Genomic DNA, 19,135 nt, shown 5'->3' on the forward strand with positions numbered 1-19,135 from the left:
CGCAGGGGGAGCCGCCCGGCGCCGGGGGCCGCAACCGGCTCCTGCTCCTGCTCGCCGAGGTCATCGGCATCGGCGCGCTCGCCGCCGTCGTGCTGCTCATGGGCTCGGACGAGGGCGACGGGCCGGGGGACGGGAAGCCGTCCGCCCCCGCATCCTCGCCGAGCGTGCCCGGCGAGATCTCCTCGCTCCTGCCGACGGAACTGCCGAGCGAGGTACCGTCGCGGCTGCCCAGTGACCTCCCCACCGAACTGCCGAGCGATCTCCTGCCCAGCGACCTCCCCAGTGATCTCCTGCCCAGCGACATCGCCGGCGACCTCGGGGCCGACCGCTGATCCATCCGTGCCCGGCCCCCGGGCGGCACCCCGAGACCGGCGAACACCCAGCACGGTGTCCGAATCCCGCCGGAAGCCGCCGCCGGAGAACCGCACACTGGACGGGCGAACCGGGACGATGGAAGCAAGAAAGCCAGAAAGGGCCGGGACAATGACGGTCTACACCACGCTCGACAGCCCGCTGGGCGAACTGCTGCTGGCCGGCGAGAGGTCGGACACCGCACCCGGCGGTACCGCCCTCGCCTCCCTCTCCGTGCCCGGCCAGAAGCACGGCGCCACCGTCGGTGACGGCTGGGTCAGGGACCCGGAGGCGTTCACCGCCGTCGCGGCGCAGCTCGCCGCCTACTTCGCGGGTGATCTCACCCGCTTCGACATCGAACACGTCACCGTCGGCACCGAGTTCCGGCGCCGGGTCTGGGGGGCCCTGGACGACATCCCGTACGGCAAGACCGTCAGCTACGGCGAGCTCGCGACCCGGATCGGGGCCCCGCGAGCCGCCGTCCGTGCCGTCGGCACCGCCATCGGCGCCAACCCGCTGCTGGTCGTCCGCCCCTGCCACCGGGTCATCGGCGCGGACGGTTCACTGACCGGGTACGCCGGCGGGCTGGAGCGCAAGCGGCGGCTGCTCCTCCTCGAAGGCGGGGCCCCGGCGGCCTGACCGCGGCGGCCCGGCCCCGGCCGCCGGCCGGCCGGCGCGTTCCGCCGGCCGCTCCGCGGTGTCGCGCCGCCGTTCACTCCACGCCGGCCCAGTCCCCGCCCAGCAGCGGCCCGAGCACCGAGGCCGGATCCGCTCCCGGGGGTCCTGCCGGTACCCAGTGCCCCCGCTCCCTGCGGTAGGGCCACCAGCGGCCGTCACAGCCCAGACGCAGCTGAGCCGGACCGTCCGTCACGGTCCACCGGTTGGCCCTCGCCCGGAGCCGGGGCCGGTTCTCCTCGTCCCAGGCCGCGGCCAGCGCCGCACGCGCGCGGGCCAGCGCGCCGGACGCCGGGGTCCACTCCTCCTCCAGCACGGCCAGGGACGCCGGGCCGCCGCACTCCCAGGCGCGGGCCGCGAGCGCCAGTTCCGGGCCCGAGCGGTCCGTGCCCGTGGCGAGACGGGCCGTGATCCGCGGTTGCGGACCGGCGGCCGCGAGCCTGGCCGCATCCTGATGCACCGTCAAATCCTCTGGCATCCCCTGCAGTTCGTGCCCGTCGGTCAGCGCCTCCGCCAGCATCCGGTAAGCGCGCACGGCGGTGTCGGCGGCCAGGAACTCCAGCGCGGCGACGTCCAGTCCCGCGGGCGGTTCCGCGTCCGAGGCGAACAGCGGCGGAGTGCCGGGCTGTCCGGGCAGCGGCGGGGGAGGGGGCAGCGGCAGCACGTCCCCGGCCGCGAAGACCTCGGCGGCCGGCACCCCTGCCGCTGCCTCCGCATCACCCCGTGCCTCCGCATCACCCGGCGCGGCCGCGAGCCTCCGCGCCGCCGCGGCCCCGGCGGCGCTGCGTGCCTGGAGCTCGTCGAGCAGCTCGCGCTCCTGACGGCCGCGCAGGAGCAGCAGCACGAAGGGATCCTGGTCGAGCAGCTGGGCCAACTGGTAACAGAGCGCCGCCGTGTGACCGCAGTGGTCCCACCCGCCGCAGTCGCACTCCGGCTCCAGATCACCGATGCCCGGGAGGAGCTCCACCCCCGCAGCGGCGGCGTCCTCCACCAGGTGCGGGGGCATGTCCCGGTCGAGCAGCGCCGCGATGTGCCCGGCGCGGTCCGCGACGGTCCCCAGCAGCCGGTCCCACTCCCCGGCGTCGAGTTCCCGCAGCAGCACGTCGCCGCGGTGCGCGGTGCCGTCCCGGTCCCGTACCACCGCGGTGATCCGCCCCGGCCGCACGGACACCGCCCCCACGGCGCCGCCGCGCGCCAGCCGCCTTCCCAGCCTGAGCTGTTCGCCGTCGAGGGCGGTGTCCTCCAGGGCCTTCAGCCATGCCCTGCCCCACCAGGTGGCGGCGAAGCCCCGCCCCCGGACCGGGGGCAGTGCCGCGAAGGTCCGCTCGTCCCCGTGTGCCGTGCCGCTCATCGCGCGCCCCCTCGCAGCTCCACCAGATCCGCCAGCTCGGCGTCGGTCAGTTCGGTCAGTGCCGCCTCGCCCGGGCCCGCGCCGGAGCCGAGCACCGCGTCGGCCAGCTCCTGCTTCCGGGCGAGCATCCCGGCGATCCGGTCCTCGATCGTGCCCTCGGTGATCAGCCGGTGGACCTGCACCGGCTGGGTCTGGCCGATGCGGTACGCGCGATCGGTGGCCTGTGCCTCGACGGCCGGGTTCCACCAGCGGTCGTAGTGGACGACATGCCCGGCGCGGGTGAGGTTGAGCCCGGTGCCGGCCGCTTTCAGCGACAGCAGGAACACCGGGACCTCACCGTCCTGGAAGCGGCGCACCATCGTTTCCCGGTCCGCCACCGGGGTGCCGCCGTGCAGGAACTGCGTGGGCACCCCGCGCGCCGCGAGATGCCGCTCGACGAGCCGTGCCATCCGCACGTACTGCGTGAAGACCAGCACGCTCGCCTCCTCCGCGAGGATGGTGTCGAGGAGTTCGTCCAGCAGCTCCAGCTTCCCCGAGCGGCCCGCGATGCGCGGCCGGTCCTCCTTCAGGTACTGGGCCGGGTGATTGCAGATCTGCTTGAGCGAGGTCAGCAGGCCGACGACCAGGCCGCGCCGCTCGAAGCCGTCGGCGCCGGAGATCGCGGCCAGCGTCTCGCGCACCACCGCCTCGTACAGACCGGCCTGCTCCGGCGTGAGCGGGACCGCCCGGTCCGTCTCCGTCTTCGGCGGGAGTTCGGGCGCGATACCGGGGTCGGACTTGCGGCGGCGCAGCAGGAACGGCCGTACGAGCCGGGCCAGCCGCTCGGCGGCGGCCGGGTCATGGCCGCCTTCGACGGCCCGCGCGTAGCGGCTGCGGAAGGTGCCGAGCCTGCCGAGCAGCCCCGGCGTCGCCCAGTCGAGGATCGCCCACAGTTCGGAGAGGTTGTTCTCCACCGGCGTGCCGGTCAGGGCCACACGCGCCCTGGCCACGATCGTGCGCAGCTGCCTGGCGGTCGCCGAGTACGGGTTCTTGACGTGCTGCGCCTCGTCCGCGACGACCAGACCCCAGCCGGCGTCCGCGAGCCGCTCCGCGTCCAGCCGCATCGTCCCGTACGTCGTCAGGACGAACTCCCCGTCGGCCAGGCGGGTGAGATCCCGCGCGGTGCCGTGGAAGCGGCGTACGGGCGTGCCGGGCGCGAACCGTTCGATCTCCCGCTGCCAGTTGCCCATGAGGGAGGTCGGGCACACGACCAGCGTCGGTCCCGCCGCAGACGGGTCCGCCTGCCGGTGGAGGTGCAGGGCGATGAGCGTGACGGTCTTGCCGAGGCCCATGTCGTCGGCGAGGACGCAGCCCAGGCCCAGCGAGGTCATGCGGTGCAGCCAGTTCAGACCGCGCAGCTGGTAGTCGCGCAGCGTCGCGGCCAGCGCGGCGGGCCGCGCCACCTCCTGGGATCCGCCCTCCGGCTCGGCGAGCCGCTCGCGCAGCCGCTCCAGCGCGCCGCCCGCCGCCACCTCGACACGCTCGCCGTCGACCTCCGTGGAGCCGGTCAGGACCGCGCGCAGCGCGTCGACCGGGGTGAGCTTGCGGTCCTGGCGCTGCCGGGCGCGGCGCGCCTCCTCGGGGTCGATCAGCACCCACTGGTCGCGCAGCCGCACGACCGGTCTGGAGGCCTCGGCGAGCCGGTCCAGTTCCGCGCGGCTCAGCCTGCGGTCGCCCAGTGCGAACGACCAGTTGAAGGCGAACAGCGCGTCGGCGGACATGAAGGCGGGCAGACCGGACTCCCGGCCCGCGCTCCCGGCGTCCCCGGCGTCGTCCGGCGGACCGACCACGGCCCGCGCAGTGAGGCCGCGGGCCAGCTCCCTCGGCCAGTGCACCTGCACGCCGGTGGCGGCCAGCGCACGCGCCGCGGGCCCGAGCAGTTCGGTGACCTCCTCGTCGGCGAGCTCGACCGCGTCCGGGACGGACGCGGACAGCAGGGGGGCCAGAGGCGTCCAGGCGTGCGCGGCCCGGCGCAGCGCCAGCAGCGCGTCCGCCCGGGCGCGGGGCCCGAACCCGGGCGCGGTGCCCGCCCACACCGCGGCCGCGTCGGCGACCCGCGCGGGGTCGCTGACGCTGTGCAGTTGCGGAACGGCCCGGAAGACGGGCTCCGCGTCCGCCGTGAGCAGGCCGGGCAGCTCCACGCGCAGGGAGATCCGTACCCCCGCGTCCTGGCCGGCGGCGACGCCGTCCGCCCACGCCCGCAGCTCCGGTGCCTTCCGGGGCGGGCGGGCCGCGAAGGCGGGGCCGCCGGCGGCGACGGCGGCGGCCGACGTGCGCGGCAGACCGTCGGCGACGGCGTCGAGGAACGCCCGCAGCTGCCGTTCGGGGACGGGCAGGAGCACCGCCTGCGCGCCGGATGCTCCCGCTCCAGCGGCCCGCCGCGCCACGCCGGTCTCGTTCACCCCCCGTGTCTCCCAAGCCCCGCCGGCCCCGCCCGCCTCGTCTCCTGGGCCGGTGCGGCCCGGGCCGGCCCCGACGATTCCGTCGAGCGGCACGCAGTGCGCGGCCGGCGGCATCGCCGCGGCCAGCTCCCGCACTCGCTCCAGGTCCTCGGTGGTCAGCGGGCCGACGCGCCAGGCGTCGTGACCGCCGGCGGAGAGGCCGGGCAGCAGCCGTCCTCGGGCCGCGAGCTGGAGTGCCAGCACGGCCGCCGCGCCCCAGAAGACGGCCGACGGATCGGCGCCCGGGGTGGTACGGCACCGGGTGAGGACGGGCAGCGCGTCCCGTACGGGCAGCAGCAGGGCTCGGACGGCCGTGCGCACGACGCGCGGGCCGTCCGGGGCCGTGACGGTCAGTTCCTCCACCGAGCCCGGCGCGGCCGGGGGCTCCTGCCCGTCCGGACGCCAGAAGGCGACCCGGCCGCTGCGGGCGGGGTCCGCGGGCAGGAAGGCCGCGGAGCAGTGGGCGAGTTCCCGGATCTCGGCGGGCGTGGGCACGGGGAGCCGGTGCACAGCGATGGCGTGGTCCTCTTCCTCGGGTTCCTCGGGGCCGTCGGACGAGGGTCCGCGGACTCCGCTCCGGTATTGCCGGGAGACTGTTCAAGTTTGACTAGTGCCAGGCCGTCGAGGATACAGGATTCCCGGGTGCGGTGCGGGGCCCCGCGTGCGCGGCGCGAGCCGGCCGGAGGACGCGGACGCACACTGGAACCGGAGCGGCCGCGCATCCGTTGTCAGGACAGAAGCGGCTGCCCGGCGCGGCCGCCAAGGAGGCGACAGATGTCGAAGAACGCGAAGATCGCCGTCGGGGGAGTGGCGGCAGGGATCGTCCTCATGTGGATCCTGCCCTTCTGGGCGGCACTCCTCGTCCTCGTAGGGGTGCCGGTGGGCGCCTATCTGCTCCTGGACCCTTCCCAGCGGCGCAGGCTGCGCCGGATCAACCGCAGGGAGATAGGGCGCTGACCGGGATCTCCTTCCGCGCCCCCGGGTAGAGTCGGCAGTGATCGAACACCGGTACTGCGGAGGGGGATTCGGGGTATGGGCGGCAGGGTGACGGCGGTCAGCAGCAATGGTGAGTACTCCTTCACCAAGCCCAACCGGGACAGCATCACGCTGCTCGCCGGGCTCGGCGTGGAGGGGGACGCGCACGCCGGGGTGACGGTCAAGCACCGCTCGCGCGTGGCACAGGACCCCACGCAGCCCAATCTGCGCCAGGTCCACCTCATGCACGAGGAACTGTTCACGGAAGTCGCCGAGGAGGGTTTCACGGTGAGGCCCGGCCAACTCGGCGAGAACGTCACCACGGCCGGAGTCGACCTGCTGGGCCTGCCGACCGGCACCCTGCTGCACCTGGGGGACGAGGCAGTCGTCGAGGTGACCGGGTTGCGCAACCCCTGCGCGCAGATCGACCGCTTCCAGGACGGGCTGCTGAAGCAGGTCGTCTTCCGCACCGAGGACGGCACCCTGGTGCGCAAGGCCGGGATCATGGGCATCGTGCGCGAGGGCGGGGCCGTCCGGCCCGGCGACACCGTGCGGGTCGTCCTGCCCGAAGAACCGCACAAGCCGCTCGAACGCGTCTGAGGCACGGCGAGCCGACGGACCCGAGCGCGGAAAGAGCCCCGCGCCGTCGCGCGGCCCGGCTAGGAGGGCCGTACCGCCATCTTCTCCAGCGCTTCGAGGAGGCCCGGGAGCTCCGGGCCCCTGCCCACGGTCAGCACTTCACCCGGTTCCTCGTCCAGCAGCACGAAAGCGATGTCGTCGGTCCTGGCCACCAGGCTCCAGCCGGGGCCGTCGGCCCTGATCGTACGGGCGTCGCCGGGCGCGAAGGAGGAGCGGACCCGGCCGGCGGGCGGCGGGGTCTCCACATAGGCGCGTGCCTCCGCGAGGACGCGGCGCAACCCGGGGTGCCCGCCGCCCCCCTCGGAACCCGTGCCGGTGGCCGTGGCCGTGCCGGAGCCGGTGCCCGAACCGCCGTCGGCGGCTGCCGCTCCGTCCGGGCCGTCCGGGCCCCCGGCGGTGCTCGCACCGGCGTCCTCGAAGATGATCTCCTCGTCGACCTGCTGCCGCCAGGCGGCCCACTGCAGGGCGATCTCGTCGGCACCCAGACGGCGCTGCGCCGGTCCCCACTCCCCGGCGTCCGGCGGTTTCAGTGCCACGGCAGCCACGCCCTCGGCGTCGGGCTCAGGATCAGGATCGTGCGGGGCGGGCACCCCGGGCGCGGACACCGCGAGGGCGAGCGGCCAGCCGGGCAGCGCGGCGACCACGGAACGCTCGTCGGGCGACAGGTCGTACTCCATGCCGCAGTCCCAGGAGGCGATGGCGACCGCGACCAGGGACACGTCGTCGACGGCCACGGTCCAGCGGGCGCCGTCCGAGTCCTGGCCGAAGACGAGACCGTAGCCCTCGGCATACGGTTCCAGACCCAGCGAGGCGCAGGCCTCGGGGTAGTCGTCGCCCAGCACGCTGGGGAACTGCGCGGGCGTCAGCAGCACCGCGGTCAGTACGAACAGCGCGTCGCCGCTGTCGGCGTCGTCGGTCCCGGCCACCGCACACCCTCCATTCCTGCCTCATCGCTCGTCGGCGCACCCTAACCAGTGAGTAACCCGTGCGTCGAGAGGACCGTTCCTAGAGACTGAGTGGGAATGAGTCCTGTTGCCGGGATTCGTGCTCAGCCGGGCGCTCCGAACGGTGCTGGGCGTCCTCGGAAATCCCGTGAAGGGACGGCTCGGCGTGTCTCCGGCGTATCCCCCGGTCACGCGGGCAGTGGGCCGCAGTCCCGCCGCCGGGTGGCGGGGGACTCCGTGCCGCCGATGTCGCGCGGAGCCCGCGGGCAGCCGGGCACGCCCGGAAGGGCGCCGCTCAGCCCCGGCGGGTCGCGAGCGCCAGGTAGCGGGCGTCCTCGTCGACGTACGAGTCCAGCCGCCAGCCCGAACCATCGAGGATCCGGCGGAGGTTGGGCTCGGCCCTCAGGTCCTCCGGCGAGATGTGCCGGCCCTGGCGCGCGGCCAGGGCGGCCCTGCCCACCGGGTGGAACAGCGCCAGCCGTCCGCCCGGCCGTACCACCCGCGCCAGTTCCCGCAGGTCCGCCTCCGGGTGAGGCAGGTGCGAGATCAGCCCGGCGCCGAAGACGAGATCGACCGAGGCGTCGCGCAGCGGCAGCGCGGTCACATCGCCCTCGATCAGCCGCCCGTACCGGTCCCGGCCCGCCCCTACCGCCGCCTGGAGCATCTCGGGGGTGAGGTCGATCCCCAGCACCGTCCCGCCGGGACCCACCGCCTCGCGCAGGGCGGGCAGTGCGCGTCCGGTCCCGCAGCCGGCGTCCAGCACGGTGTCACCGGCCCGCAGTCCCAGTTCGGCCACGGCGGCCGCGTACACCGGTCCGTCGTCGGGGAAGCGCCGGTCCCAGTCCGCCGCGCGCGAGCCGAAGAACGCCTGTACCTGCGTGTGATCGTCCGTCATACGTCCATGATCCCGCGACACCGGCCCGTCCCGCGTGCCCGGTTCCGCCGACGGCGGGTGAACCGGGTACCGAGCAAAAGACGGCCGATCGCGGCGATCGCGGGCGGACGCTTCTCCGCCGTGTCCCGGCAGCTTGCGAAACCGATCGGCGTGCGCCCCCGGCGCGGCCGGCGCACCTGGGTCATGGAACACCCGGACACCCCCCGAACGGCGGATGACCCGGGCGCCCGGGATCAGCAGGATGGGCGGGATGAGCGACACGACCGACATGAGCGGCAGGGCCGTTGCGGCACGAAGGCCCGGTCGGGACCGGCCCGCCCGCGACCGGCACCGCCGCGACCGGCACGGCGGACGCGCGCACGACGCCGAGGCGGGGCCGCTCGTACGCCCGTACGCCATGACCGGCGGACGCACCAGGCCCGGCCCGAGCGGAGTGCGCTTCGACCTCATCACCCTGGTCTCCGTCGACGGCAACGGGCCGGACCCCGCCGAGGAAGTCACTCTCGGCCCGGAGCACCGGGCCCTGCTCGGGCTGTGCCGAGCCGGAACCCGGTCCGTCGCCGAGTTCGCGGCGCACGCCGATCTGCCGGTCGGTGTCGTGCGTGTCCTGCTGGGGGATCTGCTGGAGCGCGGCTGGGTCAGGATCAGCGGGCCGGTGCCGCCCGCCCAACTGCCGGACGAACAGCTCCTCCGGCAGGTGATCGCGGGGCTGCGCGCGCTCTGAGCGCTCCGCCGGATGTCCGGCGCCCGACCCGCCGGTCCTTCGTGGCCGCACACCCCCGTGCGGCGCGGACGCATGCTGTCACAGCCCCACCCCGTTCGTTCCGCCCGGCCCGTACTGCCGGCCCGCGCCCGGGCGTCAGGACCTGCCGCTCCGTCCGCCCTGCCCGTATCCCTTCGGGCCGTCCCCCCGCACGCCGTGTCCCCGCGGGCCGTCCCCTCGCGGGCGTGCCGTCGTGCCGCGGATCTTCAGGGTCGGAACGGTGAGATGGGTGCCGCCCGGCCGCCCCGGATCGGTGAACCGTTCCAGCAGGCACCGGGCGGCCCGCCGTCCCACCTCGTGGCTCCCGTTGTCGACGTGTCCTCAGCCAGGTGCCGCAACTGGTGGATACTGAAGGAGTTCTGGACCGGTCCAAAGAAGGGCTGGAAGCCATGAGTGTCGAACAGAGCACGCGGGCCGCTGTCGGCGAGCGCCGCCCGCTCGGGGTGGCGGTCGTCGGCTTCGGCTGGATGGGCAGGGTCCATACCCAGGCCTACGCCCGCGTTCTGCACCACTTCCCGCGATTGCCGGTCCGTCCCGAGCTCGTCGCGGTCGCCGAGGAGGTGCCGGGTCGCGCCGAGGAGGCCGCCGATCGCTACGGATTCGCCGCGACGGCGGCCGACTGGCGCGAGATCGCCGCCGACCCGCGGGTGCACGCCGTCAGCGTCACCGCCCCCAACTTCCTGCACCGCGAGATCGGCGTCGCGATGGCCGAGGCGGGCAAGCACATCTGGATCGAAAAGCCCGTCGGTCTCACCGCTGCGGACGCCCGGGCCGTCGCCGCGGCGGTCGCCGGGGCCGGCGTGCGCAGCGCGGTCGGCTTCAACTACCGCAATGTCCCGGCGGTGGAGACAGCCCGCGAACTGATCGCCTCCGGCGGCATCGGCACCGTCACCCATGCGCGCGTCCGCCTCTTCAGCGACTACGCCGCCCACCCCGAGGGCGCCCTCACCTGGCGCTACGAACGCGAACGCGGCGGCAGCGGCGTGCTGGGCGACCTTGCCTCGCACGGCGCGGACCTGGCCCGCTTCCTTCTCGGCGACATCGTGTCCCTGGTCGCCGACACGGCTGTCTTCGTGCCCGAGCGTGCCCGCCCCACCGGCGCCACCGTCGGCCACACGCGCTCGGCCGGCGACGAAGCGGGCATCGTGGAGAACGAGGACTACGTCTCCTGCCTGCTGCGGTTCTCCTCCGGCGCGCGCGGCGTCCTGGAGGCGTGTCGGGTCTCGGTCGGCGAGCAGAACAACTACGGCTTCGAGATCCACGGCACCAAGGGCGCCGTGTTCTGGGACTTCCGCCGGATGAACGAACTCGGCGTCAGCCGCGGCACCGCCTACCAGGACCAGCCGGTCAGCAGGCTCCACGCCGGCCCCGGTGACGGCGAGTACGGTGCCTTCCAGCCGGGCGCCGCGAACGGCATGAGCTACGACGACCTCAAGGTCGTCGAGGCGTACCGCTTCCTGCGCTCCATCGCCGAGGGCGTTCCCCACGGGGCCACGGTCGACGACGCGGTGCGCAGCGCGTGCGCCCTGGACGCCATGTCCCGCTCGGCGGAGACCGGGGAATGGGTCACCGTGCCGAGCGGAGCCGGAGCGAGCAACGACGAACGGTGAAACAGGGACAGGGCCGGGAGCGGCTACGCCCTGGCCTCGCGCCGGAACAGCCCCGCCCAGAGGAAGGATTCGCCGAAGCAGGGGGACTCGGGCGGCTCGTCGCGCATCCGGCGCAGTTCCACCGGCGCGAGGTCGGAGAAGATCCAGCGCAGGGACTCGGCGGTGTAGGCGAGGCCCCCGTGGAGCCGGGAGTCCCGGTAGAAGTCCGCGTCGGACAGTTCGGAGCCCATTTGGCCAGCCGCGAAGCAGGTCAGGGCGAAGTGGCCGCCGGGGACAAGGGCCGATTCGAGGAGAGCGAGATAGCTGACGCGGCGGTGCGGCGGCAGATGGTGGAAGCAGCCCGAGTCGTAGACCAGGTCGTAGGGGCCGCCCAGCGCGGCGACCGAGAGGGCGAAGATGTCCTCGTGGTGGAACCTGATCCGGCCCTCTGCCCCGGCCTCCCGGGCGCGTTCCCCGGCCCAGGCGAGAGCGGTCGCGGACAGGTCGACCGCGTCCACCTCGAAGCCCAGCCGGGCCAGATGGAGCGCGTTGCGTCCCGGGCCGCAGCCCAGTTCGAGGGCACGGCCCGCGGTGAGCAGGCCGCGCTCGGTGCAGGACACCAGATTCTCGTCCGGCTTCGCCACGAAGAACGGCACCTGCCTGGACCGGTCCGCGTAGAAACCGTCCCACCAGTCGGCCCCGTCGGCCGTCCACCGGTCGGCCTCCGGCGCGAACAGCCCGTCCATGAGCCTGAGTACATCGTCCACCGTGCGTATGTCCCGGTCCATCCGGCCCCCTTCCCTACCGGGAAATCGTAGGGCCGTACAGGGTGAAAGGACAGCTCAGACAGGGTGTGCGGCGGCCGTGGCGGGGCGTGTGAGAGCCGGGCGGGACGAGGGGAGGGAGCACTGCCAGGGGCCGGCCCGCGACATCGCCGCATCCCCCGCAGCGGGCCGTCACGGGGGCTTTCCGGGCGGTGCCGGGCCGGGTTCTTCTACTGCGTCGCCGAAGGCCGGGAGACCGCCTCACCCGGGAGACCGCCTCATCCGGGAGCGCCGCCCGGCCGTCGGTCCGTGCATCAGCGGTACAGCGCCGGGCGCTCGACGAGCCGGACCTCGACGCGCCGGCCGCCCTCGGCCTGTGCCAGGACGCCCGCCTCGCAGACCGCCGCCGCGGCGTAGCCGTCCCAGCAGCTCGGTCCGGTGACCTCGCCGCGCCGGGTGGCGTCCACCCAGGCCTGCACCTCGCGGTCGTAGGCGTCCTCGAAGCGCTCCACGAAGTCCGGGGCGATCGAACCGCCCCAGTGCCCGGCGGAGTTGACGAGCATGCCGTGTGCCTCACCGATCCGCGCGGTGCCGTTCTCGCACACCGCCTCGGCCTGCACCTGGTAGCCGAAGCCGCAGGTGACGTTGATCTCCACGTCGACGAGCGCGCCGCCGTCCGTCTCGAAGATCACGAACTGCGGGTCGTCCAGGCCCTCGGGGGCGTTGGAGGACCGGGCCGGGCGCAGCACCGTGACCGCGGTGATCTCCTGGTCCAGCAGCCAGCGGGTCACGTCCATCTCGTGCACGACCGAGTCGTTGATGAGATTGGCGTTGGTGAAGTACGGCGGAACACTCGCGTTGCGGTGCCGGTTGTGGAGCATCAGAGTCCGGCCCAGCCGCCCGTCGTCAAGCAGCGCCTTGAGTTTCAGGTACTCCGCGTCGTACCGCCGCATGAACCCGACCTGCACCAGCCGGCGCCCCAGCTTCTCCTCGGCCCGCAGCACCCGCAGCGCGGACGCCGCGTCAGGCGTGAGCGGCTTCTCGCACAGCACCGGCAGCCCGCGCTCGAAGGCGGTGAGCAGTGCAGCCTCATGGGCCGGCCCCGGGGAGGCGATGAGTACGGCGCCGACGTCCGCGGCGGCCATCGCGGCGGCCGGGTCGGTGTACGGGGTGCAGGCGTCGACACCGTCCGCGATCGCCTTGACCCGGTCCGCGTCGATGTCCACGACGGCGGCCACTCGTGCCCCGCTGATGACGTCGTTGATGCGGCGCACGTGGTCGGCGCCCATCCGGCCGGTGCCGATGACGGCGACGCCGAGCGTCCCGCGCTCAGTCATGATCGTGTTCGTCCCTTCGGAGGGTCAGGCACCGCAGGAGCGGAGGAACTTGCGGGTGCGTACGGCGATGGGCAGTGGCTTGTCGGGCGGGCACGGGTACATGTCCTGCTCGACGATGGCGAAGAGGTCCACGCCGAGGCGCTGCGCGGCGGCCAGCACCGGCTCCAGCTCGGGCACCCCGGCCGGCGGCTCGCACATCACCCCGCGCCGCACGGCGGGCCCGAAGGGGATCTCGTTCCTGACGACGTCGGCGAGGATCTCCGGGTCGACCTGCTTGAGATGGAGGTAGCCGATGCGCTCGCCGAAGTCCTCGATGAGCTTGACGCTGTCCCCGCCGCAGTAGGCGTAGTGCCCGGTGTCCAGGCACAGGTTGACCAGGTCGGAGTCGGTCGAGTCGAGGAAGTGCTCGACGTGCTCCTCGGTGTCGATGTGGGTGTCGGCGTGCGGGTGGACGACGATGTCCAGTCCGAAACGCTCCCGCACCTCGTGGCCGAGCCGCTCCATGCCCTTGGTCAGGTGCGCCCACTGCTCACCGGTCAGCTCCGGCGGCTCGATGATCTCGGCCGTCCTGTCGTCCCGCCAGAAGGAGGGGATGACCACCAGGTGCCCGGCCCCCATGGCCCGGGTGAGCTCGGCGACCTGGGCGACGTGCTCCCACGTGGAGTCCCACACCGACGGGCCCCGGTGCAGGGCGGTGAAGACGGTGCCGGCCGAGACCTTCAGGCCGCGCCGCTGCACCTCGTCGGTGAGACGGGCGGGGTCGGTCGGCAGGTAGCCGTAGGGGCCCAGCTCGATCCATCCGTAGCCGGCTTCGTGGACCTCGTCGAGGAACCTCTCCCAGGGCACCTGTTGGGGGTCGTCGGGGAACCACACACCCCACGAGTCCGGGGCGGACCCGACCCGGATCCTGTCCAGGACGGGACGGGCGGAGCTGTCGGCAGTCATCGGGGCAGTCCTTTCACCCATCGGGCTCCCGGGAGGCTCGGGAGTGGCCGCTCAGGAGGCGGCGGGCGGGGGAGGAGGCAGAGGGAGGAACGAGAAGGAACGGAACGGCAGGAGCGGGAAGGAGGAGACGAGAGGAGACGAGAGGAGACGAGAGGAGACGAGAGGAGACGAAGGGCGTGGGCCGGCTAGAGCGACTTGTCGGACGTTCCGGCCGGGGCGGGAGCCCTGAGGTCGGACTCCTCCGGGAGTTCGTGGACGTCGACGCCGCGGACCTGGGCCAGCTCGTGCTTGAGGGCCGCCAGTTCGGCGCCGCCGGCCATGTGGTTGGTGAGCTCCTCGAGGCTGACCTCGCTGCGCGCGGCGCTCAGTTCCAGGGTGCCGAGCCGCAGTACGGAGAAGTGGTCGCCCACCATGTAGGCGTGGTGAGGGTTGTGCGTGATGAAGATGACGCCGAGACCCCGGTCGCGGGCCGCCGCGATGTACTTCAGCACCACCCCGGACTGTTTGACGCCCAGGGCGGCTGTCGGCTCGTCCAGGATCAGCACGCGGGCACCGAAGTACACGGCGCGGGCGATGGCCACCGACTGGCGCTGGCCGCCGGACAGGGTGCCTATGGGCTGCTCCAGGTCGTCCAGGACGATGCCCATGGCCCGCAGTTCGTCGTCCGCGGTCTTCTTCATGCGGGCGATGTCCAGCCGGCGCACCGGCCAGGGGCCCTTGGTCATCTCGGAACCGAGGAAGAAGTTCCGCCACACCGGCATCAGCGGCACGGTGGCGAGGTCCTGGTAGACGGTGGCGATTCCGCGGTCCAGGGCCTCGCGCGGACTGGTGAGCCGCACCGCCTCCCCGTCGATGAGGAACTCACCCTCGGTGTGCTGGTGGAGCCCGGATACGATCTTGATGAGGGTGGACTTGCCGGCGCCGTTGTCACCGAGGACACAGGTCACCCGGCCCGGCCTGACGGTCAGGTCGACCCCGTGCAGGGCACGGACGTTGCCGTACGACTTCCCGGCGCCCCGCAGTTCGACGAGGGGCGTGGCGTCCGCGGTGTCCGCGGAGGTCCCGGGGGCCCCGCCCGTGGGTGTCTTTCCGTTGCTGGTCATGGGGTTCACCTCCGGGTCGCCTGGCGGCGGACCCACAGATTGACGAGTGTGGCGACGAGGAGCATCAGGCCGAGGAAGAACTTGAACCAGTCCGGGTTCCAGTTGGCGTAGACGATGCCCTGCGAGACCATGCCGAAGATGAAGGCGCCGATGACCGGGCCGACCGCGGAGCCGTAGCCGCCGGTGAGCAGGCAGCCGCCGATCACGGCCGCGATGATGTACAGGAACTCGTTGCCGACACCTTCGCCGGACTGCACCGTGTTGAACGAGAACAGCAGGTGCATCCCGACGAACCAGGCACCGGCGCCGACGCCCATGAACAGCGCGATCTTGGCGAAGTCGACCGGCACGCCGACGGCGCGGGCGCTGTCCTTGCTGCCGCCTATCGCGAAGATCCAGTTGCCGAATCTGGTGCGCAGCAGCAGCCAGGTGGCGATGGCGGCGAAGGCCAGCCAGTAGAAGACCGTGATCTTCACATTCACCCCGCCGATGCCGATCTCCGAGGCGAAGACCGACTTGGCCTGGTCGAAGCCGTCCATGTCGCTGATCGAGTCGGTGGCGACGTTCTCGGTGAAGATCTTGGTGACGGCGAGGTTGGCGCCCTGGAGCATCAGGAAGGTGCCGAGGGTGATCAGGAAGCTCGGCAGTCCCGTCTTGATCAGCATGTACCCGTTGAAGGCGCCGACCGCGAGTGAGACCACCAGGGCGACGAGCACGCCGGTCCACACGTTCAGACTGAGCTGGAAGCTCAGGATGCTGGCGGTGAGCGCGGAGGACGTGACGGCCACACCGGCCGACAGGTCGAACTCACCGCCGATCATCAGCAGGGCCACGGGCAGCGCCATGATGCCCATGACCGACGCCTGGTACAGCACGGTGGCGAGCGAGCTCGCCTCGCGGAAGGAGGGGGCCACCGCGAAGAAGAAGAGGTACACCCCTATGGCGGCTATGAGCGCGCCGGTCTCGGGGCGGGCCAGCATCCGCCGGGCGAGGGAGCGCTCGGCGGTGCGGCCGTCCTTCGGGGTGGCCGGCGAGGCCGGCGGCGAGGAGCTCGCCGCCGGTGCCGTTGCGTGGGACATGGGGGTCACCGCGTGCCCTTCTCGGCGAACCTGGCGATCTGGCCGACGTTGTCCTTGTCGACGAAGGCCGGGCCGGTGAGGACCGGTTCGACGCCGCCGCCGCTGAAGTTGCCGTTGAACTTGTAGAGCCACAGGGAGTCGACCGCGAGGTAGCCCTGGAGGTAGGGCTGCTGGTCGACGGCGAACTGGACGTCGCCGCTCTTGACGGCGCCGACCAGGTCCTTGTTGAGGTCGAAGGTCGCGATCTTCGCCTTGCCTCCCGCGTCGGCGGCCGACTGGACGGCGGTCAGCGCGAAGGGGGCGCCGAGGGTGACGACGTGGTCGACCGCGGAGTCCTGCTTGAGCTTGGCGGTGATCGTCGACTTCACGGACGGCATGTCCGTGCCGTTGACGTACAGGTTGGTCGTCTTTCCCTTGAACGTCTTCTTCACACCGGCGCAGCGCGCCTCCAGGCCCACGTGGCCCTGCTCATGGATGACGCAGAGGGTGTTCTTGGCGCCGAGGTCGTTGAGCTTCTCCCCGAGTGCCTCACCGGCCACGGCCTCGTCCTGGCCGAAGAAGGACAGGATGTCCATGTCCTTCCAGTTGTCCAGGCCGCCGTTGAAGGCCACGACGGGTATGCCGGCGTCCACGGCCTTCTTGACGGCGTCGGCCATGGCGTCCGGCTTGGACAGGGTGACGGCTATGCCGTCGACCTTCTGGTCGATGGCGTTCTGCACCAGGTTGGCCTGGTTGCCCGCGTTGGGGTCGTTGGAGTAGACCAGTTCGATGTTGTCCTTGGCCGCGGCGGCCTCGGCGCCCTTGCGGATGAGGTCCCAGAACGTGTCCCCGGGAGCCGCGTGGGTGATCATGGCGACCTTGATGCGCTCGGTGTCGGCCTTGCCGGCCGAGGCGCCGCCTCCGTCCTCTTCGGCCTTCTTGCCGCCGGAGCTGCTGGAGCAGCCTGCGGCGAAGAGCACCGTCGCGGCGGCCGCCGCCACTGCGGGGGCGAATCTGCGGGAACGGGGGCGAGACGTGCGGTCCATCTTTCCAGCACCTCACTGAGCGACAGAGGGAAAGGGCGGCGGGCCCGGGGCGGGCCCGAGTCGTGCGCCGGTAACACGGCCGTTTCGTTGGGACGGGATCCAAACCCGTGATGCACCCCACTGTCAATACTTTGTTAGGACATCATTTCACAAGCAGGTCCATATGTCAGAACAAACTATTGACAGGCGTTCGGAGGGCGGTCTACACCTGAAGGCGCCGGATCTCACCTCCCGAACCCCCGTCCCTGCCTGAGGAGCACCATGACCGAGTCTTTCGACCTGATCACCATGGGCCGTATCGGGGTCGATATCTACCCCCTGCAGACCGGCGTGCCACTGTCGCGGGTCGAAACGTTCGGAAAGTTCCTCGGCGGCTCCGCGGCCAACGTCGCGGTGGCCGCGGCGCGTCTGGGCCGCTCCGCCGCGGTCATCACCCGCACCGGCGACGATCCCTTCGGGACCTACCTCCACCAGGCACTCAGGGAATTCGGCGTCGACGACCGCTGGGTCACCCCGGTCGGCGAGTACCCGACCCCCGTGACCTTCTGCGAGATCTTCCCGCCGGACGACTTCCCGCTCTACTTCTACCGCCGCCCCAAGGCCCCCGACCTGGAGATCCGGCCCGAGGAACTCGACCTCGACGCCGTAAGGGCCGCCCGCGTCTTCTGGGTCACCGGCACCGGACTCAGCGAGGAACCCAGCCGCGCCGCCACCCTCGCCGCCCTCGAAGGGCGCGCCAGGGCCGGCATCACCGTCTTCGACCTCGACTGGCGGCCGATGTTCTGGAAGGACACCGCCCAGGCCCGCGCGCACTACGCGGAGGCGCTGCGCCACACCACCGTGGCCGTCGGCAACCTCGACGAGTGCGAGGTGGCCACCGGCGTACGCGAACCGCACGCCTGCGCCCGGGCCCTGCTCGACGCGGGAGTGGAACTGGCCGTCGTGAAACAGGGCCCCGAGGGTGTACTGGCCGTGCACCGGGACGGCACCGTCGCCCAGGTGCCGCCCGTCCCCGTGGAGGTCGTCAACGGACTCGGAGCGGGCGACGCCTTCGGAGGCTCGCTCTGCCACGGCCTGCTCGCAGGCTGGGACCTGGAGAAGACCATGCGGCACGCCAACGCGGCCGGCGCCCTGGTCGCCTCCCGCCTCGCCTGCTCCTCCGCGATGCCCACCGAGTCCGAGGTCGAAGACCTCCTCGAACGCGGCTGACCCCGCACACACCCTCGAAAGGGAGCCACCCTTGAGCGTCAGCATCTCCGAACTCGCCACCGTGCGCGCCCGGCATCCGGAGGCCATCGCGGAGGCGGCCGCCCGCCGCCCCCGCCGCCCGCTCGTCGGAGACAGCGGGCGGCTGATGATCGTCGCCGCCGACCACCCCGCCCGCGGGGCGCTCGCCGTGGGTGACCGCCGCCTCGCCATGGCCAACCGGGCCGACCTGCTGGAACGGCTCTGCCTGGCACTGTCGAGGCCCGGCGTGGACGGAGTGCTGGCCACCGCCGACATCCTGGAGGACCTGCTGCTGCTCGGAGCCCTCGACCACAAGGTGGCCATGGGCTCCATGAACCGGGGCGGCCTCGCCGGCGCCTCCTTCGAGCTCGACGACCGCTTCACCGGCCACCGCGCCCGGGACATCGCCGGGCTCCGCTTCGACGCGGGCAAACTGTTGATGCGCATCGACTACGAGGACGCCGGCTCACTGTCCACGATGGTGTCCACCGCCCGCGCCATCGACGAGATGGCGGCGCTGCGGCTGCCGGTCTTCGTCGAGCCGTTCGTGTCCCGCCGCGTGGGCGGCACCGTGAAGAACGATCTGAGTGCCGACGCCGTCACCCGTTCCATCGCCATAGCCTCCGGCCTGGCCGGCACCTCCGCCTACACCTGGCTCAAGCTCCCCGTCACCGAGGACGCGGACGACATGGCCCGGGTGATGGAGACCTCCACACTGCCGGCCGTGCTTCTCGGCGGCGATCCCGGAAGCTCCGCGAGGGAGCAGGACGCCGCCTACGAGAAGTGGCGCAAGGCGCTGCGGCTGCCCACCGTCCAGGGACTGGTCGTCGGCCGCTCGCTTCTCTACCCGGCCCAGGGGAGTGTGGAGACAGCGGTCGACACCGCCGTGAGCCTGCTCTGAGTCTGTTCCGGGCCTGATCCGGGCCCGCCTCCGCGCTCTCCCCCACGGCGGCCGCCCGCCGTACCCCGCACGCCGCGTGCCCGTACGACGGG

General features: G+C 72.7%; 18 protein-coding genes. 8 read left to right on the forward strand and 10 right to left on the reverse strand.

Annotation, left to right across the window (positions count from 1 at the left end; genetic code table 11):
- Window positions 1-332: hypothetical protein (locus GUY61_RS10590; RefSeq protein WP_313896609.1), on the forward strand; the 332-nt coding region annotated here is incomplete at its 5' end.
- 151 nt (window positions 333-483) lie between these two features.
- Window positions 484-990, forward strand: a complete 507-nt coding sequence (locus tag GUY61_RS10595) for a methylated-DNA--[protein]-cysteine S-methyltransferase (protein ID WP_166629834.1) — start codon at window positions 484-486, stop codon at window positions 988-990.
- 73 nt (window positions 991-1,063) lie between these two features.
- On the opposite strand, the gene GUY61_RS10600 is transcribed toward GUY61_RS10595, so the two are convergent.
- A complete protein-coding gene (locus tag GUY61_RS10600) occupies window positions 1,064-2,377 on the reverse strand; it encodes an SWF or SNF family helicase (protein ID WP_166629835.1) in 1,314 nt (437 codons plus the stop codon).
- A complete protein-coding gene (locus GUY61_RS10605; protein WP_166629836.1) occupies window positions 2,374-5,367 on the reverse strand; it encodes a DEAD/DEAH box helicase in 2,994 nt (997 codons plus the stop codon). The genes GUY61_RS10600 and GUY61_RS10605 overlap by 4 nt, the downstream gene beginning before the upstream one ends.
- 264 nt (window positions 5,368-5,631) lie before the next feature.
- On the opposite strand from GUY61_RS10605, the gene GUY61_RS10610 reads away from it, so the two are divergent.
- Both GUY61_RS10610 and GUY61_RS10615 read left to right on the forward strand, forming a co-directional pair.
- Entirely contained in the window at window positions 5,632-5,814 is a 183-nt protein-coding gene (locus tag GUY61_RS10610; protein WP_166629837.1) for a hypothetical protein, read from the forward strand.
- A 75-nt stretch (window positions 5,815-5,889) separates the two neighbouring features.
- Complete coding sequence (locus GUY61_RS10615; protein ID WP_166629838.1) at window positions 5,890-6,432, forward strand: MOSC domain-containing protein; 543 nt, start codon at window positions 5,890-5,892, stop codon at window positions 6,430-6,432.
- Between the two features lie 59 nt (window positions 6,433-6,491).
- Here GUY61_RS10615 and GUY61_RS10620 read toward each other — a convergent pair whose 3' ends face one another.
- Complete coding sequence (locus GUY61_RS10620; protein ID WP_166629839.1) at window positions 6,492-7,397, reverse strand: hypothetical protein; 906 nt, start codon at window positions 7,395-7,397, stop codon at window positions 6,492-6,494.
- A 313-nt stretch (window positions 7,398-7,710) separates the two neighbouring features.
- Entirely contained in the window at window positions 7,711-8,310 is a 600-nt protein-coding gene (locus GUY61_RS10625) for a class I SAM-dependent methyltransferase (RefSeq protein WP_166629840.1), read from the reverse strand.
- A 250-nt stretch (window positions 8,311-8,560) separates the two neighbouring features.
- On the opposite strand from GUY61_RS10625, the gene GUY61_RS10630 reads away from it, so the two are divergent.
- Both GUY61_RS10630 and GUY61_RS10635 read left to right on the forward strand, forming a co-directional pair.
- Window positions 8,561-9,034: a DUF742 domain-containing protein gene (locus GUY61_RS10630; RefSeq protein WP_243766346.1), complete on the forward strand. Its 474-nt coding sequence runs from the start codon at window positions 8,561-8,563 to the stop codon at window positions 9,032-9,034.
- Between the two features lie 428 nt (window positions 9,035-9,462).
- On the forward strand, window positions 9,463-10,683 hold the full coding sequence (locus tag GUY61_RS10635) for a Gfo/Idh/MocA family protein (protein ID WP_166629841.1): 1,221 nt from the start codon (window positions 9,463-9,465) through the stop codon (window positions 10,681-10,683).
- A gap of 23 nt (window positions 10,684-10,706) precedes the next feature.
- On the opposite strand, the gene GUY61_RS10640 is transcribed toward GUY61_RS10635, so the two are convergent.
- The 6 genes from GUY61_RS10640 to GUY61_RS10665 form a co-directional block, all read right to left on the reverse strand.
- The gene (locus GUY61_RS10640) at window positions 10,707-11,450 is read right to left on the reverse strand and encodes a class I SAM-dependent methyltransferase (protein ID WP_166629842.1); all 744 of its coding nucleotides are present in this window, start codon (window positions 11,448-11,450) and stop codon (window positions 10,707-10,709) included.
- 290 nt (window positions 11,451-11,740) lie between these two features.
- Window positions 11,741-12,763: a Gfo/Idh/MocA family protein gene (locus GUY61_RS10645; RefSeq protein ID WP_166629843.1), complete on the reverse strand. Its 1,023-nt coding sequence runs from the start codon at window positions 12,761-12,763 to the stop codon at window positions 11,741-11,743.
- 24 nt (window positions 12,764-12,787) lie between these two features.
- Window positions 12,788-13,708 (reverse strand): sugar phosphate isomerase/epimerase, encoded by a 921-nt coding sequence (locus tag GUY61_RS10650; protein WP_166629844.1) that lies wholly within the window; start codon window positions 13,706-13,708, stop codon window positions 12,788-12,790.
- 185 nt (window positions 13,709-13,893) lie between these two features.
- Window positions 13,894-14,811 (reverse strand): ATP-binding cassette domain-containing protein, encoded by a 918-nt coding sequence (locus GUY61_RS10655; protein ID WP_166629845.1) that lies wholly within the window; start codon window positions 14,809-14,811, stop codon window positions 13,894-13,896.
- A 5-nt stretch (window positions 14,812-14,816) separates the two neighbouring features.
- Window positions 14,817-15,890, reverse strand: a complete 1,074-nt coding sequence (locus tag GUY61_RS10660; protein WP_166629846.1) for an ABC transporter permease — start codon at window positions 15,888-15,890, stop codon at window positions 14,817-14,819.
- Window positions 15,891-15,895: 5 nt separating this feature from the next.
- A complete protein-coding gene (locus GUY61_RS10665) occupies window positions 15,896-16,915 on the reverse strand; it encodes a sugar ABC transporter substrate-binding protein (RefSeq protein ID WP_166629847.1) in 1,020 nt (339 codons plus the stop codon).
- 261 nt (window positions 16,916-17,176) lie between these two features.
- On the opposite strand from GUY61_RS10665, the gene iolC reads away from it, so the two are divergent.
- The gene (gene iolC, locus GUY61_RS10670) at window positions 17,177-18,124 is read left to right on the forward strand and encodes a 5-dehydro-2-deoxygluconokinase (RefSeq protein WP_166629848.1); all 948 of its coding nucleotides are present in this window, start codon (window positions 17,177-17,179) and stop codon (window positions 18,122-18,124) included.
- Between the two features lie 31 nt (window positions 18,125-18,155).
- Entirely contained in the window at window positions 18,156-19,043 is an 888-nt protein-coding gene (locus GUY61_RS10675; RefSeq protein WP_166629849.1) for a deoxyribose-phosphate aldolase, read from the forward strand.
- The last annotated feature ends 92 nt before the right edge of the window (window positions 19,044-19,135 follow it).

Source organism: Streptomyces sp. GC420 (assembly GCF_009916105.1).
Taxonomy (GTDB): Bacteria; Actinomycetota; Actinomycetes; order Streptomycetales; family Streptomycetaceae; genus Streptomyces.